Genomic DNA, 22,923 nt, shown 5'->3' with positions numbered 1-22,923 from the left:
CCCTGGGGGCACCGCCGGAGGCGGGCGACGGGGTCGGAGTGGGGGCGGGGGGCGGGGTGGGACGCCGGCTCACGACAGGGCCTCGGCGATCGGGCCGAGCGCCAGCGCCGGGAAGAACGTCAGCGCCGAGACCAGCAGCACGGTGCCCCCGACAAGCCCGGCGAACAGCGGGCCGTCGGTCGGGAGCGTCCCCGCCCCGGCCGGGACGCGGCGCTGGCGGGCCAGCGAGCCGGCGAGCGCCAGCACCGCCAGCATCGGCACGAACCGGCCGAACAGCATGGCCAGCCCCAGGCCGGCCTGGAAGAAGTCACCGGTCGCGGTGAGCCCGCCGAACGCGGAGCCGTTGTTGTTGGCGGCCGAGGCCCAGGCGTAGAGGACCTCGGAGAAGCCGTGCGCCCCGTCGTTGTTCAGGGCGTCGGCGGTGCCCGGCAGGGCGATCGCCAGACCGGCCCCCAGCAGCACGAACGCCGGCATGACCAGGATCGACACCGCGGCGTAGGTGATCTCGCGGCGGCCGAGCTTCTTGCCGAGGTACTCCGGGGTCCGGCCGACCATCAGTCCGGCGAGGAACACCGCGATGACGGCGAGCACCAGCAGGCCGTAGAGGCCCGCTCCGACCCCGCCGGGGGCGACCTCGCCGAGCAGCATGTTCAGCAGCGTCACGCCGCCGGCGGCGCCGGAGTAGCTGTCGTGCATCGAGTTGACCGCGCCGGTGGACGTCCCGGTCGTCGACACCGCGAACAGGACCGAGCCGGGGATGCCGAAGCGCACCTCCTTGCCCTCCATCGCACCACCTGCAGCGAGCGCGGCGGGGCCGTTGGGGTGGGTCTCGGCGAGCCAGGCGGCGGCGAGCATGAGCGCCCACAGGCCGCCCATGACCGACAGCAGGACGACGCCCTGGCGGACCCGGCCGACCATGACCCCGAAGGTCCGGGTCAGCGCGACCGGGATCACCAGCAGCAGGAAGATCTCCAGCAGGTTCGCGACCGGGCCCGGGTTCTCGAACGGGTGCGCGGAGTTCGCGTTGACGATCCCGCCGCCGTTGGTGCCGAGCTCCTTGATCGCCTCCTGCGACGCGGCCGGGGCCAGCGGGAGGGTGTGCACCGAGCCGTCCACGGCGGTGATCTCCACCCCGGAGCGCAGCGACTGCACGACGCCGGTCGCGACGAGGGCGACGGCGGCGACGGCGGCGACCGGCAGCAGGATCCGGGTGACGCCGCGGGTGAGGTCGACCCAGAAGTTGCCGATGCGGCCGTCGTCGTCGCCGCGGGAGACGAACCCGCGGACCAGCGCGACCGCGACCGCCATGCCGACGGCGGCGGACACGACGTTCTGCACGGTCAGGCCGGCCATCTGCACGGTGTGGCCGAGCACCTGCTCGGGCACGTAGGACTGCCAGTTCGTGTTGGTCACGAACGACACCGCGGTGTTGAACGCCATCGCGGGCGACACCGAGGTGGCGCCGTCGGTGCCGCGGCCGAACCCGAGCGGGAGGAAGGCCTGCAGCCGCTGCATCAGGTAGAGCAGCGCGATCGAGACGAACGAGAAGCCCAGCACACCCGCGGCGTAGGTCGTCCAGCGCTGCGGGGACGCGGCGTCGATCCGGCAGACCCGGTAGACGAACCGCTCGATCCGCCAGTGCCGGGTGTCGGTGTAGACCCGCCCCATCCGGTCGCCCAGCGGCTTCCAGGTCACGGCGAGCAGCGCCACCAGCGCCGCCGCCTGCGCGAGCCCCGCCATCAGAACCGCTCCGGCCGGAGCAGCGCGATCACCAGGTAGACCAGCAGGGCCAGGGCGAGCACACCCCCGGCGATGTTCGCGATCACAGCTTCTCCATCCCGCGCAGGGTGAGCGCGAGGACGGCGAAGGACGCCACCAGCAACGCGGTGTAGGCCAGGTCGGCCACGGGACTCTCCTCGGTCGTGCCCACCCGCCGGCATGTCCGGCGGGCTGCGGGGATCGTGCGCCGCACCGGGGGTCGCGCCCGCGGCGATGACGGCGGATTGACGCCCACCGGGTCGCGCGTTGACGCGTTCTTGACGCCCGGTGGTGGCCATCACGTCCCCCGGACGGGCGGTCGATCTCAGGAACCCGTCACCACACGCGCGTGACGACGCCAACACCGCGTCAGGGGCCGGGCCGATCCGCTGCCGGGGGCGCACGCTCCCGCGCATGCTGCAGCGCCGCCCCGCCCGTCCGGTCCCGCCGCCCCTGTCCGGGGGCGCCGGGTTCGTCGCCGCGATCGCCACCGGCGTCGCCGCGGGGCTCGCCGCCGGTGCCGCGGGGGCCGCCGGTGGCGGGCCCGGCCTCGTCGCCGCGGTCGCGGTCGCCGTCGCGGTGGTGGGGACGGCGGCGCTCGCCGTCGCGACGACGGCGGCCGGTGCGTCGGCCGCCGCGGCGGTCTGCTGGGGGTTCGCCGACGGCTTCGGGCTGCACCGCCTCGCCGAGCTGCACACCGGCACGCGGGACCTGGAGCTCCTGGCCGGGCTGCTGGCGACCGCGCTGGTCGCCCACCTCGTCCCGGCGGTTGCGCGGGACAGCGCTGGTTACCCTGCTCGGTGACGGCCCGGGCACCCGCCCGGCCGGCCCGGCGGGGAGGTCTGTGCATGTCGGTGATCGACAACGCGGTCTACGTCGACGGCAAGCGGGCGGCGGCGCCCGACTCCGTCGACAGCGCGGTCGAGGCGCTGCAGGGCTGCCGTGCCGACCGCGGCGGCGACGCACCCGCGTTCTGCTGGATCGGCATGCTGCGGCCGGGCGTCGACGAGATCCACCAGGTTGCGGCGGAGTTCGGGCTACACGCGCTGGCGATCGAGGACACCGTCAACGCCCACCAGCGCCCCAAGCTGGAGCGCTACGGCAGCACCGAGTTCGTGGTGCTGCGCCCGGCCCGCTACGTCGACTCCGACGAGGTCGTCGAGATCGGCGAGGTGCACCTGTTCCTCGGCCCGGACTTCGTCATCACCGTCCGGCACGCCGCCGAGCCGCAGCTCGGCGAGGTCCGCGACCGGCTGGAGGGCGAGCCGGACCTGCTCTCGCACGGTCCGATGGCGGTGCTCTACGCGGTGCTGGACCGGGTCGTCGACGACTACTTCCCCGTCCTCGACGGTCTGCAGGACGACATCGACGAGATCGAGGTGCAGGTCTTCCGCGGCGACCCGAACGTGTCACGGCGCATCTACCAGCTGACCCGGCAGGTCATCGCGTTCCAGCGGGCCGTCGAGCCGCTGCAGGAGATCTTCGTCGAGCTGCGGGCCCGATTCGCCAAGTCCGGCGACGCCCCGGACCTGGAGCTGCGCCGGGCGATGCGCGACGTGATCGACCACGCCACTCGGGTGCGGGAGCGCGTCGAGGGGTTCCGCGACCTGCTCGGCAACATCCTGACGGTCAACTCGACCCTGGTCGCGCAGCGGCAGAACGAGGAGATGACCCGGCTCACCGAGGCGGGCTTCGCGCAGAACGAGCAGATGAAGCGGGTGTCGTCGTGGGCGGCGATCCTGTTCGCGCCGACCCTGATCGCCGGCATCTACGGCATGAACTTCGACGAGATGCCGGAGCTGCACTGGGCGCTGGGCTACCCGATGGCCATCGGGCTGATGCTGCTGCTCGGTCTGGGGCTGTACCTGGCGTTCAAGCGCAACGACTGGCTCTGAGGGCCGGGCGCACACCCCGCGGGTACGGCCCGGGTGCCGGGACGGCGGAGGTGGCCGCGGAGCGGCAGCAACCGTCGTCGACGGCCAGCGGACCCTGTGCGTGTCAAGGTGGCGCCAGTGGTGGCACCGGCGCCGTCAGGGCGGCGTAGCGGGAGCGGGCACGGAGGGGCCCGCGGGGTGACAACGGAGGGGCACGGCGCCCGCACCGGGCGCCCGCCACCAAGGAGTCATCCCGGTGACCCTCGCCGACCTGCTCCCCTCCCTCCGCCCGACGCTGGCCGCCCGCCTCGAGCCGGGCCTGTGGCCGGTCACGACCCGCGCGACCTCCGACGGCGCCCTGCAGATCGGCGGGGTCGACCTCGCCGGGCTCGCCGCCCACTTCGGCACCCCGGTGCAGGTGCTCGACACCGCCGACGTCCGGGCCCGCTGCCGCGCCTACCGGGCCGCGCTGCCCGACGCCGAGATCGTCTACGCCGGCAAGGCGTTCCTCTGCCGCGGGATGGCCCGCCTGGTCGCCGACGAGGGCTGCTCGGTCGACGCCTGCTCCGGCGGCGAGGTCGCGGTGGCCGCGGCCGCGGGGCTGCCCGGCGACCGGATCGTGCTGCACGGCACCGTCAAGACCGACGAGGATCTCAAGGCGGCGTTCGCCGCGGGCGTCGGGCGGATCGTGCTGGACTCTGCGGCGGAGGTCGACCGGATCGCCGCGCTCGCGCCGCACCGGCAGAAGGTGCTGCTGCGGATCAGCCCGGACGTCGACGCCGGCACCCACCCGGGGCTCACGACCGGCACCGCGTCGTCGTGGTTCGGGATGCCGCCCGCCGAGGCGTGCGAGGTCGCCGGACGGGTGCTGGCCCGCCCCGAGCTGGAGCTGGCCGGGCTGCACTGCCACCTCGGCTCGCAGGTGCCGTCGGTGTCGCGCTACGAGCGGGCCGCGGTCCGGATGGTGGGTGTGATCGCGGCGCTGCGTGCGCGGTACGGGATCAGCGTCGCCGAGCTGGACCTGGGCGGCGGGCACGCGGTCGGCTACGCCGAGGGCGAGCCCTGCCTGGACCCGGCGCTCTTCGGCCGGGCCGTGCGGGGCACCCTGGCCCGGGCCTGTGCGGCGCATGGGATCGACGAGCCGCGGCTGCTGGTCGAGCCGGGGCGCGCGGTCGTCGCCCGGGCCGGGGTGACGCTCTACCGGGTCGGCGCGGTGCAGCGCTGCGGCGACGGCCGCACCACCGTGCTGGTCGACGGCGGCATGAGCGACGACCCGCGCCCCGCCCTCTACGGCGCCCGCTACCCGGTCCGGCTCGTCGGGCGCGCCACCCGGGCGCCGCTGGAGACGGTCCGCGTGGCGGGGCGGCACTGCGAGTCCTCCGACGTGATCGCCGACGGCGTCCGGCTGCCCGCCGACGTCGCGCCCGGGGACCTGCTGGCGGTGCCGGTGTCCGGCGCGTACCACGCGTCGATGGCCTCGACCTACAACCAGGTCCCGCGCCCGCCGGTGGTCGCCGTCGCCGCGGGGGCGTCGCTGGCGCTGCTGCGCCGCGACACCCCGGAGGACCTGCTGCGCCGCGACTGCTCCTGACCCCCGCGTCGCTCAGCGACGCGGCCGCGGCGCCGGCTGGCACCGCGGGCAGGTGAACGACGAGCGGTTCATGAACGCGTCCCGGCGGATCGGGGTGCCGCAGCGACGGCACGCCCGGTCCGCCTGGCCGTAGACGTTCAGGGAGCGGTCGAAGTAGCCCGAGGCGCCGTTGACGTTGACGTACAGCGCGTCGAAGGAGGTCCCGCCCTGGGCGAGCGCCTCGTGCATGACGGTCGTCGCGGCGTCGAGGACGGCGTGACCCTGGGCCCGGGTGAGTTTCCCGGTGGGCCGGGTGCCGTGGAGCCGGGCCCGCCAGAGCGCCTCGTCGGCGTAGATGTTGCCGATCCCGGAGACGACGGTCTGGTCGAGAAGCGCCCGCTTGACCTCGGTGCGACGGCGACGCAGCGCCGCGACGGCGTCGTCGGCCGAGAACGCCGGGTCCATCGGGTCGCGCGCGATGTGCGCGACCGGCTCGGGCACCAGGCCGCCGCCCGCGGCCGCGGCGAGCGGGTGCACCGACAGCCCGCCGAAGGTGCGCTGGTCGACGAAGCGGAGCTCGGGGCCGTCGTCGTCGAACCGGACACGGACCCGCAGGTGCTTCTCGTCGGGCGCGTCCGGGGGCTCCACGAGCATCTGCCCGGACATCCCCAGGTGCGCGAGCAGTGCGTCGTCGCCGGGGCCCGCGGTGTCCAGCTCCAGCCAGAGGTACTTGCCGCGCCGCGCCGCCGCGGACAGCGTGCGACCGGTCAGCCGGCCGGTGAAGTCGTCCGCGCCGGTCGGATGCCGGCGTACCGCGCGCGGATGCAGCACCTCGACGCGGGCGATCCGCCGGTCCAGCACGTGGTCGGCGAGGCCGCGGCGGACGACCTCGACCTCGGGCAGTTCCGGCATCGACGGCTACCGCCCGGAGCCGGCACTCTCGTCGGACAGCGCGTGCCAGGCGATCTCGGCCGCCTTCTGCTCGGCCTCCTTCTTGGTGCGCCCCTCACCGCTGCCGAGGTCGCGACCCCCGACGACGGCCGTCGCGGTGAACACCTTCAGGTGGTCCGGGCCCTCCTCGTCGATCCGGTACTCGGGCACGCCGTGCCCGCCGGCGGCGGTGAGCTCCTGCAGGCTGGTCTTCCAGTCCAGGCCCGCACCGAGCAGCGGGGCACTGTGCAGCAGGTCCGCGAACAGCCGGTGGATCAGCTCGCGGGACGGCTCGAGGCCGTGCGCGAGATACACCGCGCCGAGCAGCGCCTCGGTGGCGTCGGCCAGAATGCTGGCCTTCGACCGGCCACCGGTCAGCTCCTCACCGCGCCCCAGGTACAGGTACGCGCCGAGGCCGTGCGGCCCGTCGTCCGGCGTCGGCAGCGCCACCGCGACGGTGGCGAGCGCGTGCATGTTGACCACGCTCGCGCGCAGCTTCGCCAGCTGCCCCTCGGGCAGGTCCGGGTGGTCCCGGTAGAGCCGCTCGGTGATCACGATCGACAGCACCGAGTCGCCCAGGAACTCCAGGCGCTCGTTGGTCGGCAGACCGCCGTGCTCGTAGGCGTAGGACCGGTGGGTGAGCGCCAGCGTGAGCAGCGCCTCGTCCAGGTCCACACCGAGTGCGGACAGCAGAGGTGACCGGTCCGTCACCGGACCGGTCACGCTCTTGTCGCCCACTGCTGCGATCAGGCCGGGCTGGTGACCTGACGGCCGTCGTACTGCCCACAGGTCGGGCAGGCGATGTGCTGCAGCTTCGGCTCACGGCAGGCGCGGTTCGAGCAGGCGACCAGGGTCGGCGCAGTGGCCTTCCACTGCGACCGGCGCGCACGCGTGTTCGACCGCGACATCCGGCGCTTGGGAACGGCCATGATGACACTCCTCGGTACTTCGAACGATCAGGTCTGCCCACCGGGGAGCGGGCTCACGTGGAGCCGCCGCTCAGTCGGTGGAGGGCAGACGCTCACGGAGCGCCGCCCAACGAGGATCCAGTGTCTCATGCCCGTGATCCGACGGGAGATCGGCCCACCTCTCGCCGCACTCGACGCACAGACCGGGGCAGTCCTCGCGGCACAGGGGCGCCATCGGGAGCTCGGTGACGATCGCGTCGCGCACGGTCTGGGTGAGGTCGATGCGCTCGTCGACCAGGCGCGGGATCTCGTCGGCGTCGGTGGTCTCCTCGGTGACCGAGTCCGGGTAGGCGAACAGCTCGCCGATCCGGACCTGCACGTCCTCACCGATCGGCTCCAGGCAGCGCGAGCACTCCCCCGCCAGCCGGGCATCGGCCGTGCCGGAGACGTAGACGCCCTCGGTCACCGACTCCAGGGACACGTCGAGCTCGACGTCGGACCCGCCGGGGACGGTGATCACCCCGGTCAGGCCGATCTCGGCGTCGCCCGACGGCGCGGGGACCGTACGGGCCACGGTGCGCTGGTTACCGGGGCGGCGGGCCAGCTCACGGGTGGAGAGGACCCAGGGGTTGTCGTCGGGACGGTTCTGGCTGCGCGCGGTGTTCATCTCACGGACCAGCGTACGCGGCCCGTTCAGTCGCGTCGTCGCACGTCGAACGCGTCGGCGACCAGGGCGCCCAGCTCCAGGAACGCGTCCGCGGTCGCCGGGCGGAGCCGGGCCGGGTCGACCCGGCCGCCGGTGGCCAGGTGCGGGTCGTGCGGGACCTCGACGACGCCGCGCACCCGCTGGGCGAAGTGCTCGCGGATCCGCGCGGCGTCGACCTCGGCGCTGCGCCGGTCGCAGGACAGCACGACCACCGCGTCGCGGACGAGGTCGCCGTGGCCGTGCGCGACCAGCCAGTCCAGCGTCTTGCTGGCCCGGCCCGCGCCGTCGACGGTCGGGGCCCCGACCACGACGACCGAGTCGGCGCGCGCGAGGGTGCCCTGCATCGTGGAGTGCACCATCCCGGTGCCGGAATCGGTGATGATGATGTTGAAGAAGCGGCCCAGGAGGTCGACCACGCGCTCGTACTCGTCGCGGGAGAACGCCTCGCCCGAGGCGGGGTCCTGCTCCGAGGCCAGGACCTGCAGGCGCCCGGCGAGGCTCGTGTAGCGGGACACGTCGGTCCAGGTGCCGACCGAGTCCAGATCGTTCAGCAGCTCGCGGACGGTGATCCGGGAGTCGCCGGTGAGGCGGTCGGCGAGCGTGCCGGCGTCGGGGTTGGCGTCGAGGACGACGGCCCGGTCCCCGCGGTGCTCGGCCAGCGCCTGTCCGAGGCAGGCCGCGACCGTGGTCTTGCCGACGCCGCCCTTGACCGACATGACCGCCACCCGGTGCGCCCCGGCCAGCGGCGCGCGGACCCGGGCCAGCAGCCCGGAGCGGAGCTCCTCGGCGTCGCTCGGGCCGGGGTTCACACGGCCGCCGGTGACGTCGTAGAGCGCGCGCCGCCAGCCGGTGCGCGGCCGGTCGGGCCGCGCGCGCAGCATGGTGTCCTCACGCAGGTCCGCCGCGGCCGCCCCGGGGTTCCCGCGCGGGGCCTCGGAACGTGGGAGCTCGGGACGCGGGACCTCGGGAGCCGGGGGCTGCGCCGGGTTCGTCACAGGGGGTCCTTCCAGCCGGTGCCCGTAGCGTGCCCACCAGGTCGTCGGGTCGGGTTCGGGCCGGCGTGCCATGCGCGGGAGGGTAGTACGGCGGGTGACCTGGATTCCTGCGTCCGGCGTATCCGACCACAGCAACTGCGCGTGGTGAAGCACCTTGCGTCGCAGCAGTACCCGTGATCACCCGGCCGCGCGGGCCGCCTGCCGGGTCGCGCCGGGCGTCTCGCCGAGCACCGCCCGGTAGCGACGGGTGAAGTGGGCCTGGTCGGCGTAGCCGAGATCGGCGGCCAGCCCGGCCAGTGCGGTGCCCGGGTCGGTCCGGAGTACCGCGGCGGCGTGCTGCAGGCGACGGCACTCGATCAGCCACAGCGGGGTCAGTCCGATGTGGCCGCGGACCAGGCGTTCCAGGGTCCGCGGTGCGACACCGACGAGCTCGGCGAGCTGGTCGGCGCGCAGGACGTCGGCGCGGGACTCGGCCAACGCGCAGGCCCGGTTGACCAGGCGTCCGGCGTCGGTGACCCGGTCCGCCAGCGGGGCGAGCCAGTCCCGCACCGTCGCGGCCGGGTCGCCGGCCGCCACGGCCGCGGTGAGCTCCGCCACCGGCGCGCCGCGGACCTTTTCGGCGGTCCCGCGCAGCGCGGCGGGTGCGGTGGCCGTGAACAGCGGGGTCGCGCCGGGCCGCAGCAGGACGCCGACGACCCAGGACCGCCCGGCCAGCTCCCGGACGTCGACGCCGGTGCGCGGCCCGTGCAGCGTCGCGGTGACCGGGTCGGTGACGAGGTTGAACGCCGGGTACTGCAGCACCCGCTGGCGCACCGTGCGCCCCGGCGGGAGGTCCCAGCGGGCGGTCCACACCCACCGGACGAGGTCGTCGAGCCCGATGGGCGCCCGGTCGAGCGTGACCTCGGGGGCACCCGGGTTCAGGTGTCCGCGCGACTCGACGGTCATCGACCAACCCCCCTGTCGGCAATGTTCAATCCGCGCCGTCGCGGGGCGGGGAGAGTCGTCGTATGGAGCTCACGAGCAGCGTCACCGGCGCCCACACCACCGACGGCCGTCCGCACGGGGTCACCTCGCTCACCCCGCACCTGGTGGCATCGCCCGCCCGCGCGGCGATCGAACTCTACTGCGCCGCCTTCGGGGCCCGGGTGCTCTCGGTCACCGAGATGGGCGGGATGGTCGGGCACGCCGAGCTGGAGCTGGCGGCCGGCCGGTTCACCGTCTCCGACGCGATGCCCGACCACGGCCTCGTCGCCGCCCCGGCGGGCGACCACCCGGTGTCGCTGTCGCTCGCGGTGTACGTACCCGACGTGGACGCGGCCGTCGCGACGCTGGCGGAGGCCGGGTCGACGGTGCGCGAGCCGGTCTCGACGTTCGTGTCCGGGGACCGGTTCGGCTCGGTCGTCGACCCGTACGGGGTGCGGTGGGCGGTGATGACCCGGGTGGAGGACCTGTCGCCGGAGGAGAGCGGGCGCCGGGTCGAGGAGTGGGCGGCGCAGCAGGGCTGAGGACGCAGCGGCCCGGTCGGCGCCGGCGGCGGTGGACGTCGGGGACGGGGCCGGCCGGCGTCGCGCTGCGGGGGCCGGTCGTCGGACGGTGTGCCGACGCCCCTGTGCTCCTGGACATCGTTGCGGAGCGCCTAGTCTCGGACGGTGATCTTCGCTGCTCTGCTGTCCGTCGTCCCGGCGACCTGAGACCGGTGTTCCGGTCCCGATCGTTCCCGCCGGCCTTCGCGACGGCATCGGTGTCCTTCGTGGTGGTCTGCGCCGCGGCCGGGGTGCCGGCACCGCTCTACGTCGTCTACCAGCGGTCCTACGGCATCTCGACGGTCGCGCTCACCGGCGCGTTCGCCGTCTACGTCGTGCCGCTGCTGGTCGCCCTGCTGTGCTGCGGCAGCCTGTCCGACCACGTGGGCCGGCGCCGGGTGGCGGTGCCCGCGCTGATCGTCGGCGCGGTGGCGTGCCTGGTCCTCGCCACCGTCGACTCGTCCGCACCGTTGATCATCGGGCGGGCGGTCCAGGGGGTGTCGGTGGGGCTCGCGCTGGCCGCGCTCGGCGGCTACGTCGTCGACCTGGCGCCTCCGGCGCGTCCCGGGCTGGCCGGGGCGATCACGAGCGGCGCGCCGCCGGGCGGCATCGCGCTCGGCGCGCTCGCCTCCGGAGCCGCGGTGCAGCTCGCGCCGGACGGTGCACCCGTCCGGTCCTTCGTCGTCGCGGCGGGACTGCTCGTCGTGGCCGCCGCGGCGCTCGCCCTGCTGCCGGAGACCGCGGCCCGGCGGCCCGGGGCGCTGCGGTCGCTGCGGCCGGAGGTCCGGGTACCCCGCGCCGCGCGCCGGCTGTTCCCGATGGTGTGTGTCGTCGTCGCGGCGACCTACGTCCTCGGCGGGTTCACCCAGGCGCTGGCCCCGTCGCTCGCGGCCTCCGTACTGGGCCGCGACGACCTGTTCAGCGGCGCCCTGGCCGTCGCCGTCTACCACCTCGCGGGACCGGCGGCGGGGCTCGTGGCCGCCCGGCTGCCCGCCGCACGCGCACTGACCGGCGGGGCCGTCGTGCTGGCGGCCGGCACCGCCGGCTTCGTCGGCGCGATCACCCTCGGGAGCTTCGCCGCCTACCTCGCCTCCGCGGTCGCGGCCGGGGCCGGGTTCGGCGTCGCGTTCGCCGGCGCGATCCGGGTCCTGCTCGACCGGAGCCCGGAGGGCACGCGCGCCGGCACCCTCGCCGCGGTCTACCTGTACTGCTACCTCGCGGCCGCCGTGGCGAGCCTGCTGGCGGGGGCGGCGGTCGACGTGTGGGGCCTGGCGCCGGTGGCGTCGGTCCTGTGCGGTGTGGTCGTGGTGATGTCGGTCGTGGGCGCCGCCGGGGCCGCGCTCCGGCTCCGCAGCTCGGTGGATCCGGGGTGAGCGCCGCGTCGGCGCCCGGCCGGGACTGCGCGAGCCGCCACGGCCGTCAGTCGATGAGGTCCATCCCGGTGCCGGTGCGGCCCTGCTCCGGGGGCCGTCCGCCGCCGTAGTTCGGGCCGTACTGGCCGCGCCAGATCTGGCTGCGCCCGCGCCCGACGACGCCGAGCGCGTTGTTCAGGGTGGTCTCCAGCTCGCCCAGGGTGGTGTCGACGTAGTCGTCGCACTCCCGGCGCAGCCGGTCGGCCTCGGCGTGCGCGCCGTCGACGATCCGGCCTGCCTCGGCGTGCGCGGAACGGACGACCTCGGTCTGGGACACCAGCCGGGTCTGCTCGTTCTGCCCGTCGGCGATGAGCCGGTCGTGCGCGGCCCGGCCGGCGTGGCTCATCCGCTCGGCCTCGTCCCGGGCCCGGTCGGTGACCTCGGCGTACTGGCGGCGGCCCTCGGCGACCGCGCGCTCCGCCTCGTGGCGGGCCTCGGCCAGGGTGCGCCCGGCCTCCTCCTGCGCCTCGGCGACGAGCCGCTCGGCCTCGGTGCGCGCGTTCTGCAGCGTCTCCTCGGCCTCGGCGTTCGCCGCGGTCCGGGTCTCCTCCGCCTCGCGCTCGGCCTCGGACACGACGTCGTCGCGCCGGTCGAGCACGTCCTGGGCGTCGTCCATCTCGCCCGGGATCGCCTCGCGGACGTCGTCGAGGAGCTCCAGCACGTCGCCGCGCGGGACCACGCAGTTCGACGTCATCGGGACGCTGCGCGCCTCCTCGACGATCGTCACCAGCGCGTCCAGCGACTCGAAGACCCGGTACACGAGACGGATCCTCTCACCGTCGCGGGCGCGGACCCGTTATTGGGCGCCGCTCCCGCGTGTCAGGCGAGCCGGTCCAGCAGCCGGGTGTGCACGCTCGGCGGGAGGAACGCGGTGACGTCGCCGCCGCCGCGGGCGACCTCCTTGACCAGCGAGCTCGACACGTAGACCTGACCGGGCGCACCGGGCAGGAACAGCGTCTCGACCCCGGTCAGGTGCCGGTTCATGTGCGCCATCGGGAGCTCGTAGTCGTAGTCCGTCGCCCCGCGCAGGCCCTTGACCATCGCCTGGGCGCCGCGCTCGCGGCAGTAGTCGACGACCAGACCCTGGAACGACTCGACCCGCACGCCCGGCAGGTCCGCGGTGATCTCGGTGAGCATCGCGACACGCTCGTCGACGGAGAACAGCCCCTCCTTGCGGGGGTTCACCAGGATCGCGACGAACACCTCGTCGAACAGCGCCGCGGTGCGGGCGATGACGTCGAGGTGACCGACCGTCGGCGGGTCGTAGGAACCGGGGCAGACGGCGCGACGGACCTCGGGCATGGCCGGAACCTATCAGCCGGTGATCACCGGTCAGGCCCAGCTGCGGTCCAGCGACATGTGCAGCTCGTAGCGGTCACCCCGGTAGCGCGACACGGTGTACTCGACCGGCCGGTCGCCGGAGCTGGAGGTCCGGTCGAACACCAGGATCGGGCGCCCGGCGGGGATCCCGAGCAGGACCGCCGAGGCCTCGTCGGCCTGCTGGGCGGCGACGGTCTGCTCGGCGCGGTCGATGGGGAGCCGGTAGTGCTCCTGCAGGATCCCGTAGACCGAGCCGCTGAGGTCGTGGACGTCGAGGTCGGGGACCTGTTCGGCGTCGTACCAGGCGTCGTCGATCGACATCGGCACCCCGTCGGCGACCCGCAGCCGCCGCAGGTGCCAGCACCGGCCGTCGGGCCCCTGGCCGAGCGCGCGGACGGCCTCCGGCGGTCCGGTGGTGAGCGCGACCTCGAGGACGACCGTGGTCGGGGTCAGCCCGAGCCTGCGCATGTCGTCGTGGAAGGACGCGAGGTGCAGCCGGGAGCGCGCGGTGCGGGCGGCGACGTAGGTGCCCTTGCCACGGACCCGGGTCAGCAGCCCGTCGCGCTCCAGCTCGCCGACGGCGGCCCGCACCGTCACCCGGCTCACGCCGTGGTCCAGGCACAGCCGGCGCTCGCTGGGGAAGGCGTCGCCCGGTGCGAAGTCCCGCGCGATCGTCTCCGCGAGCAGGATGCGGAGCTGTTCGTGCTTGGGCACGACCCCGTCGCCGATCCGGACCTCGCCGTTCATGGTGCTGTCCACCGTAGCCACTACCGCCCCCGTCCCGGTGCGCCGACCTGTCCGGTCGCGACGGGCCCGGCCCGCTCCCCGGCGGCCGCCCGGTCGAGCACGAGCGTGCAGCGCGGGTGGTCGCGCAGCACGGTCGCGGGCACGTCGGTCGTGACCGGTCCGGACACCGTCGCCGCCACGGCCGCGCGCTTGCCCGCCCCGGTCGCGACGAGCACGATCCGCCGGGCCTCCATGATCGTGGCCGGTCCCTGGGTGAGCACCCGGTGCGGCACGTCCGCGGGACGGTCGAAGAAGCGGGCGTTGTCGGCGCGGGTCCGCTCGGTCAGCGTCGCGACCCGGGTGCGCGAGCCGAACGCCGAGCCGGGCTCGTTGAACCCGATGTGCCCGTTGCCGCCGATACCGAGGATCTGCAGGTCCACCGGGCCGCACGCGGCGAGCAGCCGTTCGTAGTCCGCCGCGGCCTCGGCCGGGTCCGCGCGGGTGCCGTCCGGGGCGTGCACCGCGGCCGGGTCGATGTCGAGATGGTCGGTGAGCTCGCGGCGGATGACCTCGCGGTAGGACTGCGGGTGCCCCGCGGGCAGGCCCAGGTACTCGTCGAGCAGGAAGGCGCGGGCCCCGGCGAAGGACAGCCCCTCGTCGCGGTGACGGCGGACCAGCTCGGCGTAGGCGGGCAGCGGGGAGCTGCCGGTGGCGAGCCCGAGGGTCGGCGGCCGGCCGGTGCCGCGGGCCAGGACGTCGGCGACGGCGTCGGCGACCGCCCGCCCGCAGGCCCGCGGGTCGTCGAGGACCACGATCTCCATCACGCACCCCCGTCGGTGACGGGCAGGCCGGCGCGCAGCACCTGCTGCGGCCGCAGGTCCGCGTCGGTGACGAGCACGTCGGCGCGGTGGCCCGGGGCCAGCGACCCGACCTCGCCGTCGAGCCCGAGGAGCCGGGCCGGGGTGCGGGTCGCGGCGAGCACCGCGTCCTGCAGCCGCACCCCCGCGTCGCGCACCGTGGCGCGCACGACGTCGACCAGGCACGCGGTGCCGCCCGCGATGGGCCCGTCCGGGATCCGGGCGACGCCGTCGTCGACCCGGACCTGCATCGTGCCCAGGTGGTAACGGCCGTCGGGCATCCCGGCGGCGGCCATCGCGTCGGTGACCAGCGCGACCCGGTCCGGCCCGACCAGGTCGAACACCGCGGCGACGGTGTCGGGCGACAGGTGCACCCCGTCCGCGACGAGCTCCACGACGAGCTCGCCCCGGGCGGCCGCGGCCAGGCACGCCGCGACCGGCCCGGGCGCCCGGTGGTGCATCGGGGGCATCGCGTTGAACAGGTGGGTGGCGCTCATCGGCGCGCCGCCCGCCCGTGCGATCCCGGTCGCGGTGGTGCGGGCGTCGGCGTCGGTGTGGCCGATGCTCGGCAGCACCCCGTGCGTGGCGAGCACCGCGAGCAGGTCCGCCGCGTGCGCGGTCTCCGGCGCGTAGGTCACCGACGCGACGGCCCCGTCCGCCTTGGTGAGCAGCTCGTCGAGCAGCGCGGGGTCGCCCGGGAGGATCGCGCGCGGGTCGTGCGCGCCGCACCGCGCGGCGGCCAGGAACGGGCCCTCCAGGTGGATCCCGGCGAGGTCCCCGGCGACGACGAGCGGGCGCAGCGTCGCGATCCGCTCCGCCAGCACGGTCGGCGGGGCGGAGACCAGCGAGGCGACCGTCGTCGTCGTGCCGTGGGCGCGGTGGTGGGCGACGGCGGCCGCCGCCCCCGTCGCCGTCGCGTCCGGGAAGCCGTGCCCGGCGCCGCCGTGGTCGTGCACGTCGACCAGCCCGGGCAGCAGCAGCGACGACGACGCGGGCGGGAGCGGACCGTCGTACGCCGCGGCCGGGAGGACCGCGACGATCCGGTCCCCCGCGACCGCGACGACCGAGTCCGGGAGCAGCCGGCCGTCGGTGACGACGGTGCCGCGCAGCACGCGGTCACGCATCACGCGTCGTGGTCCGTCTCGAGCAGCGTCACGAGGCCGTCCAGCGCAGCAGGGGCGCCGTCGCCGTCGGCCCGCAGCACGACCTCGTCGCCGAAGACGACGCCGAGGGTCATGAGCCCGAGGACGCTGCGCGCGTCGACCGGGTCCTTCCCGTCGGTCGCGACGGTGACGGGCAGCCCGGTGGCGGCGGCGGCGCGGGCGAACAGCGCAGCCGGGCGGGCGTGCAGCCCCACCCGGGACGCGACGACGGCGGTGCGGGTGTGCACGGTGCTCTCCTGCTCCTCGGCGGCGGTCACCGGTCGGCCTTGCCCGCGGTGCCGGTGGTCTCGGTGGTGTCGGTGCCGGTGGTACCGGTGGCCTCGTCGTCCTCCCGGCCGGGGGTGCGCAGGTTCCAGCGACGGATCACGAAGCGGAACAGCACGTAGTAGACGACGGCGTAGGCGAGCCCGATCGGGATCAGCCACAGTGGCCGGGTGGACTGGCCGAAGTTGAGGACGTAGTCGATGGCGCCTGCGGAGAAGCTGAACCCGCTGTGGATGTCGAGCGCGTTCACCAGCGCCAGCGAGGTGCCGGTGAGCACCGCGTGGATCAGGTACAGCGGCCACGCCACGTAGACGAAGGCGTACTCGAGCGGCTCGGTGATGCCGGTGACGAACGAGGTCAGCGCGACCGAGACCATGATCCCGCCGACGACCTTGCGCCGCTCCGGACGGGCCTCGTGCCAGATCGCCATCGCCGCGGCGGGCAGCGCGAACATCATGATCGGGAAGAAGCCTGTCATGAAGGTGCCCGCGGTCGGGTCGCCCGCGAAGAACCGGGACAGGTCGCCGTGCACGCCGTTGAAGTCGCCGACCAGGAACCAGACGACCGAGTTGATGATGTGGTGCAGCCCGACCGGCAGCAGCAGCCGGTTGACCAGGCCGAAGACCCCGCCGCCGACGACGGCGTTCTCCCCGACCGCGTTGCCCAGCCCGGTCAGCCCGGCGTTGAACACCGGGTAGACCAGGCTCAGCACCGACGCGATCACCATCATCGACACGGCGGTGAGGATCGGGACCAGCCGGCGGCCGTTGAAGAAGCCGAGGAAGGTCGGCAGCGTCGTGCGGTGGAAGCGCTGCCACAGCAGTGCCGCGACCAGGCCCGCGACGATGCCGCCCAGCACCCCGAAGTCGATCGTGGCCTGCTCGCCCTTCGAGTCGAGCACCCCGGGCAGCAGCACCGGGGACAGCGCGGTGAACACGCCGTCCATCACGAGGTAGCCGACGAGGGCGGCCAGCGCGGTGGACCCGTCGGAGCGGCGCGCCCAGCCGATCGCGATGCCGAGCGCGAAGATCATCGGGAGGTGGTCGAACAGCGCGCCGCCTGCCGCGGCGAGCACGGCCGCGGGCTGCTTCAGCGCCTCGACGCCGCCGAGCAGGTCGTCCTGCCCGAGGCGCAGCAGCAGGCCGGCCGCGGGCAGGACGGCGATCGGGAGCATCAGGCTCCGGCCGAGACGCTGCAGGCCGGCCAGCCCGGCCCGTCGTCGTACCGGTTCCGCTGTGGAGGTGCTCATGGGCTCGCACTCCTCGTGAGGGTGTCGGCGACCGGGGCCGGTGCGCGGGCGTTGTGGAGCCGTCGCGTCAGCCGGTACGGTCTGGTTATAACCAGTGAGGGTGCGGGCTGGACGACACCCTGTCAAGACACTGGTCATAACCAGTTGCGACCAGAGGGAGACCTCCTATGAGCAGGGCCGACGACATCGTGGCGGGGCTGGGCGGGTCCGCGAACATCACCGACATCGAGGCGTGCATCACCCGGCTCCGGACCGAGGTCGGCGACCCCGGCCTGGTCGACGACGCGGCGTTGAAGGCCGCCGGGGCGCACGGTGTGGTCCGGTCCGGGACCGTCGTGCAGGTCGTGATCGGGCCGGAGGCGGAGAACCTCTGCGACGACGTCCGGGACCTGCTGTGACGTCCGTCGTCGCGCCGGTCGACGGCGCGGTGGTCGGCCCCGCGGGGGTGCCCGACCCGGTCTTCCGCGACGAGCTGCTCGGCGGCGGGACGGCCGTCGAGCCGCCCGCGGACGCCACCGAGGCGGTCGTGCTGGCCCCGGTCGCCGGCACCGTCGCGGCGCTGCACCCGCACGCCTTCGTGATCACCGCCGACGGTGGCCCCGGGATCCTGGTCCACGTCGGCATCGACACGGTCTCGCTCGGCGGGGCCGGGTTCACCACGCACGTCGCGAAGGGCGACGCGGTCGAGCGGGGCGCGCCGGTGCTGACCGTGGACCTCGCCGCCGTGCGGGCGGCCGGCCTCGCGCCGACCTGCCCGGTCGTCGTGCTGGACTCCCCCGCCGGCTCGGTGAGCGCCCCCACCGGGCACACGGTCCGCGCCGGCGACGAGCTGTTCCGCCTGTGACGGGCACCGTTCCCGACGGCGCCCCGGTCGTGTTCGACCTCGACGGCACCCTCGTGCGCAGCGAGCACGTGCACCGCCGGACCTGGGCCCGGTTCTTCGCCGAGTGGGACGCCGAGGTCGACGACGAGACCTACCGGCACCGGTTCATGGGCCGCCGCGCGGCCGACACGCTGCGCGAGGTCGACGGGCCGTGGCGCGACGCGGACCCCGACGAGCTCGCCGCGCAGCTGGCCGGGCACGGCTCCGCCCTCGCCGACGACGTCGACGTCGTCCCCGGCGCTCCCGCGCTGCTCCGGTCGCTGGCCGGGCGCGGGCACCGGCTCGCGGTGGTGACGAGCGCCCGCCGCGGCTGGGCCGACCGGGTGCTGGGCGAGGTGCTCGATGCGGCACCGCTGGTCGAGCTCGTCGTCACCGCCGAGGACGTCGTGCGCGGCAAGCCGGACCCGGAGGGCTACCTCACCGCGTGCCGTCGCCTCGACGCCGACCCGGCCGGCTGCGTCGCGTTCGAGGACTCCGTTGCCGGGGTGTCCTCGCTGGTCGCGGCCGGGATGGGCACCATCGTCGGGGTCCGGACGACGGCCGGGGACGCGGAGCTGACCGCCGCCGGGGCACACCGGACGGTGCCGGACCTGACGCCCGGCCGGCTGCTGGGCCCGGCGGCCTGATCCGGGCTCAGCTCCCGAGCGAGCCGTGGTGCAGGACGGTGTCGCCGTAGCGGCGGGACCGGCCCGCGGTGAACCCGGCGGGCCAGCCGAACTCCCCCGACGACTTCGCCCGCTCGACGACGACCGCCGCACCGGGCGCGAGCCAGCCGTGGGTGGTGGCGGCGGTCAGCCAGCCCGCGACCTCGTCGTCGGGCACCGCGTAGGGCGGGTCGACGAACACGACGTCGAACGCCCGCGGCGCGGGCCCGGCCAGCACCGTCCCGGCCCGCCCGGTGACGACCGACCCGCCGAGCCCGACCGCGGCCAGGTTGCGCCGCAGCACCCCCGCGGCCCGCTTGTCCGACTCGATGAACACCGCGTCGGTCGCGCCCCGGGACAGCGCCTCCAGCCCGAGCGCGCCCGACCCGGCGCACACGTCCAGCACGGCGGCACCGCCGAGACCCGGATCGTGGTCGAGCGCGGAGAACAGCGCCTCACGGACCCGGTCGGAGGTCGGCCGGGTCCCCGACGGCGGCACGGCGAGCCGTCGTCCGCCCGCCGTGCCCGCGATCAGCCTGGTCATGGCTCCATGGTGCCGTGCGGCTCAGTCCAGCTCGACCAGCAGGTCCCCGCCCTCGACCTGGGTGACCGTGCCGATCGCGAGCCGCTTGACGGTGCCGGCCCGGTGCGCGGTGATCGACGCCTCCATCTTCATGGCCTCGATGGTGGCGACGGTCTGGCCGTCGTCGACGGTGTCGCCCTCGGCGACCTGCAACGTCACGACACCGGCGAACGGGGCGGCGACGTGCGCGTCGTCGTCCTTGTCCGCCTTCTCCGCGGCCTTCACCTCGGTGGCGACCGACTCGTCGCGCACCGCCACCGGGCGCAGCTGCCCGTTGAGCGTGGTCAGCAGGGTGCGGTAGCCGCGCTCGTCGGGCTCGGAGACTGCCTCCAGCTCGATGATCAGGGTGACGCCGGGCTCCAGGTCCACGGTGTGCTCGAGGTCCTCCTCCAGCCCGTAGAAGAAGTCCTTCGACGACAGCACCGCGGTGTTGCCGTACTGCTCGCGGTGGGTGTCGAAGTCCTTGGTCGGGCCGGGGAACAGCAGCCGGTTCAGCGTGCGGCGACGCTCGTCCCGCAGCCCGCGACGGTCCTCGATGGACAGCTCCGCCTTCTCCGCCTCGGGGCTGCGGCCCTCCAGCGCGCGGGTCCGGAACGGCTCCGGCCAGCCCGCGGGCGGCGAGCCCAGCTCACCGCGCAGGAACCCGATCACCGAGTCCGGGATGTCGAAGCCCGCCGGGTCCTTCTCGAAGTCCGCGGCGTCCACCCCTGCCCCGACCAGGTGCAGGGCCAGGTCGCCGACGACCTTCGACGACGGCGTCACCTTCACCAGCCGGCCGAGCATCCGGTCCGCGGCGGCGTAGCAGTCCTCGATCAGCTCGAACCGGTCGCCCAGGCCGAGCGCGATCGCCTGCTGGCGCAGGTTCGACAGCTGCCCGCCGGGGATCTCGTGGTGGTAGACCCGTCCGGTGGGGCTGGCGAGGCCGGACTCGAACGGCGCGTAGACCTTCCGCACCGCCTCCCAGTACGGCTCCATGTCCCCGACCGCGGTCAGGCTCAGCCCGGTCGCGCGGTCGGTGTGGTCGGTGGCCGCGACCAGCGCCGACAGCGACGGCTGGCTGGTCGTGCCGGCCATCGAGGCGACCGCGCCGTCGACGGCGTCGACCCCGGCGTCGATCGCCGCGACCAGCGTCGCGAGCTGGCCGCCCGCGGTGTCGTGGGTGTGCAGGTGCACGGGGAGGTCGAACCGCTCCCGCAGCGCCGTGACCAGCTTCTTCGCCGCGGGCGGGCGCAGCAGGCCGGCCATGTCCTTGATCGCCAGGACGTGCGCGCCCGCGTCGACGATCTCCTCGGCCAGGCGCAGGTAGTAGTCCAGGGTGTAGAGCTTCTCGCCCGGGTCCGACAGGTCCGCGGTGTAGCAGAGCGCGACCTCGGCCAGCGCCGTGCCGGTGTTCCGGACGGCGTCGATGGCCGGGCGCATCTGGGAGACGTCGTTGAGGGCGTCGAAGATCCGGAAGATGTCCATGCCGGTGTCCGCCGCCTCCTGCACGAAGGCGTCGGTCACCTCCGTCGGGTAGGGCGTGTAGCCGACGGTGTTGCGCCCGCGCAGCAGCATCTGGGTGCAGATGTTCGGCGCCGCGGCCTTGAGCGCGGCGAGCCGGTCCCACGGGTCCTCGGCCAGGAAGCGCAGCGCGACGTCGTAGGTCGCGCCGCCCCAGCACTCCAGCGACAGCAGCTCGGGCATGGTCCGCGCGACGTAGGGCGCGACCGCGACCAGGTCCCGGGTCCGGATCCGGGTCGCCAGCAGCGACTGGTGGGCGTCGCGGAACGTCGTGTCGGTGACCGCGACCGCGGTCTGCTCACGCAGCCGGCGCGCGAAGCCCTCGGGCCCGAGCTCGCGCAACAGCTGCGCCGAGCCGTCCGGCGCGGGCGTCTCCAGGTCGACGCCGGCGGGCAGCTTGTCGACCGGCTCCACGACCAGCGGCCGGTCGCCGTTCGGCTTGTTGACCGTGACCTCGCCCAGGTACTGCAGGATGCGCGAGCCGCGGTCGGCCGACGGGCGGGCCTTGAGCAGGTGCGGGCGCTCCTCGATGAAGCTGGTGGTGACCCGGCCCTGCTTGAAGTCCTCGTCCTCCAGCACGGCGGCGAGGAACGGCAGGTTCGTCGCCACGCCACGGATCCGGAACTCGGCCAGCGCGCGACGGGCGCGCCGGGCGGCGTTGGCGAAGTCGTGGCCGTGACAGGTCAGCTTGACCAGCATCGAGTCGAAGTGCGCGGAGACCTCGGCACCGACGTGCACGGTGCCGCCGTCCAGCCGCACGCCCGGGCCGCCCGGGGAGCGGTAGACCGACAGCGTGCCGACGTCGGGCCGGAACTCGTTGGCCGGGTCCTCGGTGGTGATGCGGGTCTGCATCGCCGCACCGGTGAGGGTGATGTCGTCCTGGGTCAGCCGCAGCTCGGGCAGCGTCATGCCCGAGGCGATCCGCAGCTGGGCGATGACCAGGTCGCGGTCGGTGACCTGCTCGGTGACGGTGTGCTCGACCTGGATGCGCGGGTTCATCTCGATGAAGTGGTGCTTGCCGCGCTCGTCGAGCAGGAACTCCACGGTCCCCGCGTTGACGTAGCCGATCGTCCGCGCGAAGTTCACCGCGTCGGCGCAGATCCGGTCCCGCAGCCCCGGGTCCAGGTTCGGGGCCGGGGCGATCTCGACGACCTTCTGGTGGCGGCGCTGCACCGAGCAGTCGCGCTCGAACAGGTGCACGACGTTGCCGTCGGCGTCGGCCAGGATCTGGACCTCGATGTGCCGCGGGTTGACCACGGCCTGCTCCAGGAACACGGTGCCGTCGCCGAACGCGGACTCCGCCTCCCGGCTCGCGGCCTCGATCGCGTCACGCAGGTCGCCGGGCTCGGTGACCCGGCGCATCCCGCGTCCACCACCCCCGGCGACCGCCTTGACGAAGATCGGGAAGTCGATGTCCTCGGCCGCCGCGAGCAGCTCCTCGACGTCCGAGGACGGCTCGGAGGACTCCAGTACCGGCACGCCCGCCTCCCGGGCGGCGGCGACGGCGCGGAACTTGTTGCCCGTCAGGTGCAGGACCTCTGTCGGCGGCCCGACGAAGGTGATGCCCTCCTCGGCGCAGGCGCGGGCCAGATCGGGGTTCTCCGACATGAAGCCGTAGCCGGGGTAGACCGCGTCCGCGCCGGCCTTCTTCGCCGCCCGGATGACCTCCTCCACCGACAGGTAGGCGCGGACCGGATGCCCCGGCTCCCCGATCTGGTAGGACTCGTCGGCCTTCGCGCGGTGCAGCGAGTTGCGGTCCTCGTACGGGAACACCGCCACCGTCGAGACACCCAGCTCGAACGCGGCCCGGAACGCCCGGATGGCGATCTCGCCCCGGTTGGCCACCAGCACCTTGCGGAACATCGTTCTCCTCATCACGATCGGCGACGACGCCCGTGGCGGCGGGGGTTCCCGCGCGACGGACGCGTGATCCTGACACGACCGGCCAGGTCCCGACCACTGCTCGGGACAGGGTGCCCACACAGCGGGACGTCGTCCGGTCCCGCCGTGCCGGTGGTGCCCGGTGGCGTGGCACGACGTGCCGTCGCGGGGCCGGTG

At 74.7% G+C, this 22,923-nt stretch carries 25 protein-coding genes; 8 read left to right on the top strand and 17 right to left on the bottom strand.

Features of this window, described 5'->3' with window-relative positions; translation table 11 throughout:
• Positions 1–69: 69 nt before the first annotated feature.
• Positions 70–1,740 (bottom strand): potassium-transporting ATPase subunit KdpA, encoded by a 1,671-nt coding sequence (kdpA, locus tag ATL51_RS23605; RefSeq protein ID WP_100879973.1) that lies wholly within the window; start codon positions 1,738–1,740, stop codon positions 70–72.
• Positions 1,740–1,802 (bottom strand): K(+)-transporting ATPase subunit F, encoded by a 63-nt coding sequence (gene kdpF, locus ATL51_RS29570; RefSeq protein WP_238590245.1) that lies wholly within the window; start codon positions 1,800–1,802, stop codon positions 1,740–1,742. The genes kdpA and kdpF overlap by 1 nt, the downstream gene beginning before the upstream one ends.
• Before the next feature lie 370 nt (positions 1,803–2,172).
• On the opposite strand from kdpF, the gene ATL51_RS23595 reads away from it, so the two are divergent.
• The 3 genes from ATL51_RS23595 (at position 2,173) to lysA (ending at position 5,223) form a co-directional block, all read left to right on the top strand.
• A complete protein-coding gene (locus tag ATL51_RS23595) occupies positions 2,173–2,562 on the top strand; it encodes a hypothetical protein (protein ID WP_100879972.1) in 390 nt (129 codons plus the stop codon).
• 44 nt (positions 2,563–2,606) lie between these two features.
• Positions 2,607–3,653: a magnesium and cobalt transport protein CorA gene (locus ATL51_RS23590; RefSeq protein ID WP_100879971.1), complete on the top strand. Its 1,047-nt coding sequence runs from the start codon at positions 2,607–2,609 to the stop codon at positions 3,651–3,653.
• Between the two features lie 235 nt (positions 3,654–3,888).
• The gene (lysA, locus tag ATL51_RS23585; RefSeq protein ID WP_100879970.1) at positions 3,889–5,223 is read left to right on the top strand and encodes a diaminopimelate decarboxylase; all 1,335 of its coding nucleotides are present in this window, start codon (positions 3,889–3,891) and stop codon (positions 5,221–5,223) included.
• Between the two features lie 12 nt (positions 5,224–5,235).
• Here lysA and mutM read toward each other — a convergent pair whose 3' ends face one another.
• From mutM to ATL51_RS23555, 6 genes are all read right to left on the bottom strand, one after another.
• Entirely contained in the window at positions 5,236–6,114 is an 879-nt protein-coding gene (gene mutM, locus ATL51_RS23580; RefSeq protein WP_100879969.1) for a bifunctional DNA-formamidopyrimidine glycosylase/DNA-(apurinic or apyrimidinic site) lyase, read from the bottom strand.
• 6 nt (positions 6,115–6,120) lie between these two features.
• Entirely contained in the window at positions 6,121–6,870 is a 750-nt protein-coding gene (gene rnc / locus ATL51_RS23575) for a ribonuclease III (RefSeq protein ID WP_073578197.1), read from the bottom strand.
• An 8-nt stretch (positions 6,871–6,878) separates the two neighbouring features.
• On the bottom strand, positions 6,879–7,061 hold the full coding sequence (rpmF, locus tag ATL51_RS23570; protein ID WP_020626225.1) for a 50S ribosomal protein L32: 183 nt from the start codon (positions 7,059–7,061) through the stop codon (positions 6,879–6,881).
• A 70-nt stretch (positions 7,062–7,131) separates the two neighbouring features.
• Entirely contained in the window at positions 7,132–7,707 is a 576-nt protein-coding gene (locus tag ATL51_RS23565) for a YceD family protein (protein WP_062400972.1), read from the bottom strand.
• A gap of 26 nt (positions 7,708–7,733) precedes the next feature.
• On the bottom strand, positions 7,734–8,813 hold the full coding sequence (locus ATL51_RS23560) for a MinD/ParA family ATP-binding protein (protein WP_301549158.1): 1,080 nt from the start codon (positions 8,811–8,813) through the stop codon (positions 7,734–7,736).
• Positions 8,814–8,918: 105 nt separating this feature from the next.
• On the bottom strand, positions 8,919–9,686 hold the full coding sequence (locus tag ATL51_RS23555) for an AraC family transcriptional regulator (protein ID WP_100879968.1): 768 nt from the start codon (positions 9,684–9,686) through the stop codon (positions 8,919–8,921).
• Positions 9,687–9,748: 62 nt separating this feature from the next.
• On the opposite strand from ATL51_RS23555, the gene ATL51_RS23550 reads away from it, so the two are divergent.
• Both ATL51_RS23550 and ATL51_RS23545 read left to right on the top strand, forming a co-directional pair.
• Entirely contained in the window at positions 9,749–10,246 is a 498-nt protein-coding gene (locus ATL51_RS23550; protein ID WP_100879967.1) for a VOC family protein, read from the top strand.
• A gap of 191 nt (positions 10,247–10,437) precedes the next feature.
• Positions 10,438–11,637, top strand: a complete 1,200-nt coding sequence (locus ATL51_RS23545) for an MFS transporter (RefSeq protein ID WP_157818498.1) — start codon at positions 10,438–10,440, stop codon at positions 11,635–11,637.
• A gap of 46 nt (positions 11,638–11,683) precedes the next feature.
• On the opposite strand, the gene ATL51_RS23540 is transcribed toward ATL51_RS23545, so the two are convergent.
• Genes ATL51_RS23540 through ATL51_RS23510 form a run of 7 tightly spaced genes read right to left on the bottom strand, consistent with a single transcriptional unit; the run spans position 11,684 to position 17,255 of the window.
• Positions 11,684–12,436: a DivIVA domain-containing protein gene (locus ATL51_RS23540; RefSeq protein ID WP_100879965.1), complete on the bottom strand. Its 753-nt coding sequence runs from the start codon at positions 12,434–12,436 to the stop codon at positions 11,684–11,686.
• 59 nt (positions 12,437–12,495) lie between these two features.
• Positions 12,496–12,978 (bottom strand): pantetheine-phosphate adenylyltransferase, encoded by a 483-nt coding sequence (gene coaD / locus ATL51_RS23535; RefSeq protein ID WP_073578201.1) that lies wholly within the window; start codon positions 12,976–12,978, stop codon positions 12,496–12,498.
• A 30-nt stretch (positions 12,979–13,008) separates the two neighbouring features.
• On the bottom strand, positions 13,009–13,755 hold the full coding sequence (locus ATL51_RS23530; protein WP_301549157.1) for a GntR family transcriptional regulator: 747 nt from the start codon (positions 13,753–13,755) through the stop codon (positions 13,009–13,011).
• 8 nt (positions 13,756–13,763) lie between these two features.
• Positions 13,764–14,543 (bottom strand): glucosamine-6-phosphate deaminase, encoded by a 780-nt coding sequence (locus tag ATL51_RS23525; protein WP_073578202.1) that lies wholly within the window; start codon positions 14,541–14,543, stop codon positions 13,764–13,766.
• On the bottom strand, positions 14,543–15,703 hold the full coding sequence (locus ATL51_RS23520) for an N-acetylglucosamine-6-phosphate deacetylase (protein ID WP_100879964.1): 1,161 nt from the start codon (positions 15,701–15,703) through the stop codon (positions 14,543–14,545). The genes ATL51_RS23525 and ATL51_RS23520 overlap by 1 nt, the downstream gene beginning before the upstream one ends.
• Positions 15,703–15,969 (bottom strand): HPr family phosphocarrier protein, encoded by a 267-nt coding sequence (locus tag ATL51_RS23515; protein WP_062404348.1) that lies wholly within the window; start codon positions 15,967–15,969, stop codon positions 15,703–15,705. The genes ATL51_RS23520 and ATL51_RS23515 overlap by 1 nt, the downstream gene beginning before the upstream one ends.
• A gap of 26 nt (positions 15,970–15,995) precedes the next feature.
• A complete protein-coding gene (locus tag ATL51_RS23510) occupies positions 15,996–17,255 on the bottom strand; it encodes a PTS transporter subunit EIIC (protein WP_073578204.1) in 1,260 nt (419 codons plus the stop codon).
• A gap of 167 nt (positions 17,256–17,422) precedes the next feature.
• Between ATL51_RS23510 and ATL51_RS23505 the strand changes: the two genes are divergently transcribed.
• Genes ATL51_RS23505 through ATL51_RS23495 form a run of 3 tightly spaced genes read left to right on the top strand, consistent with a single transcriptional unit; the run spans position 17,423 to position 18,764 of the window.
• On the top strand, positions 17,423–17,653 hold the full coding sequence (locus ATL51_RS23505) for a glucose PTS transporter subunit EIIB (RefSeq protein WP_073578205.1): 231 nt from the start codon (positions 17,423–17,425) through the stop codon (positions 17,651–17,653).
• Positions 17,650–18,099: a PTS sugar transporter subunit IIA gene (locus ATL51_RS23500; RefSeq protein WP_073578206.1), complete on the top strand. Its 450-nt coding sequence runs from the start codon at positions 17,650–17,652 to the stop codon at positions 18,097–18,099. Before ATL51_RS23505 ends, ATL51_RS23500 begins: the two co-directional genes overlap by 4 nt.
• Positions 18,096–18,764, top strand: coding sequence for an HAD family hydrolase (locus ATL51_RS23495; protein ID WP_073578207.1), 669 nt, complete (start codon positions 18,096–18,098; stop codon positions 18,762–18,764). Before ATL51_RS23500 ends, ATL51_RS23495 begins: the two co-directional genes overlap by 4 nt.
• 7 nt (positions 18,765–18,771) lie before the next feature.
• Here ATL51_RS23495 and rsmD read toward each other — a convergent pair whose 3' ends face one another.
• Together rsmD and ATL51_RS23485 are read right to left on the bottom strand one after the other, a co-directional pair.
• Positions 18,772–19,326 carry a 16S rRNA (guanine(966)-N(2))-methyltransferase RsmD gene (gene rsmD, locus ATL51_RS23490; protein ID WP_073578208.1) on the bottom strand — a complete coding sequence of 185 codons (555 nt, stop codon included), beginning with the start codon at positions 19,324–19,326 and terminating at the stop codon, positions 18,772–18,774.
• 21 nt (positions 19,327–19,347) lie between these two features.
• A complete protein-coding gene (locus tag ATL51_RS23485) occupies positions 19,348–22,728 on the bottom strand; it encodes a pyruvate carboxylase (protein ID WP_073578209.1) in 3,381 nt (1,126 codons plus the stop codon).
• Between the last annotated feature and the right edge of the window lie 195 nt (positions 22,729–22,923).

Origin of the sequence: Pseudonocardia alni, assembly GCF_002813375.1 — a bacterium.
Lineage (GTDB): Bacteria > Actinomycetota > Actinomycetes > Mycobacteriales > Pseudonocardiaceae > Pseudonocardia > Pseudonocardia alni.
The sequence above is the reverse complement of the archived record's forward strand: the minus strand, read 5'-3'. Positions and strand labels throughout refer to the sequence as shown.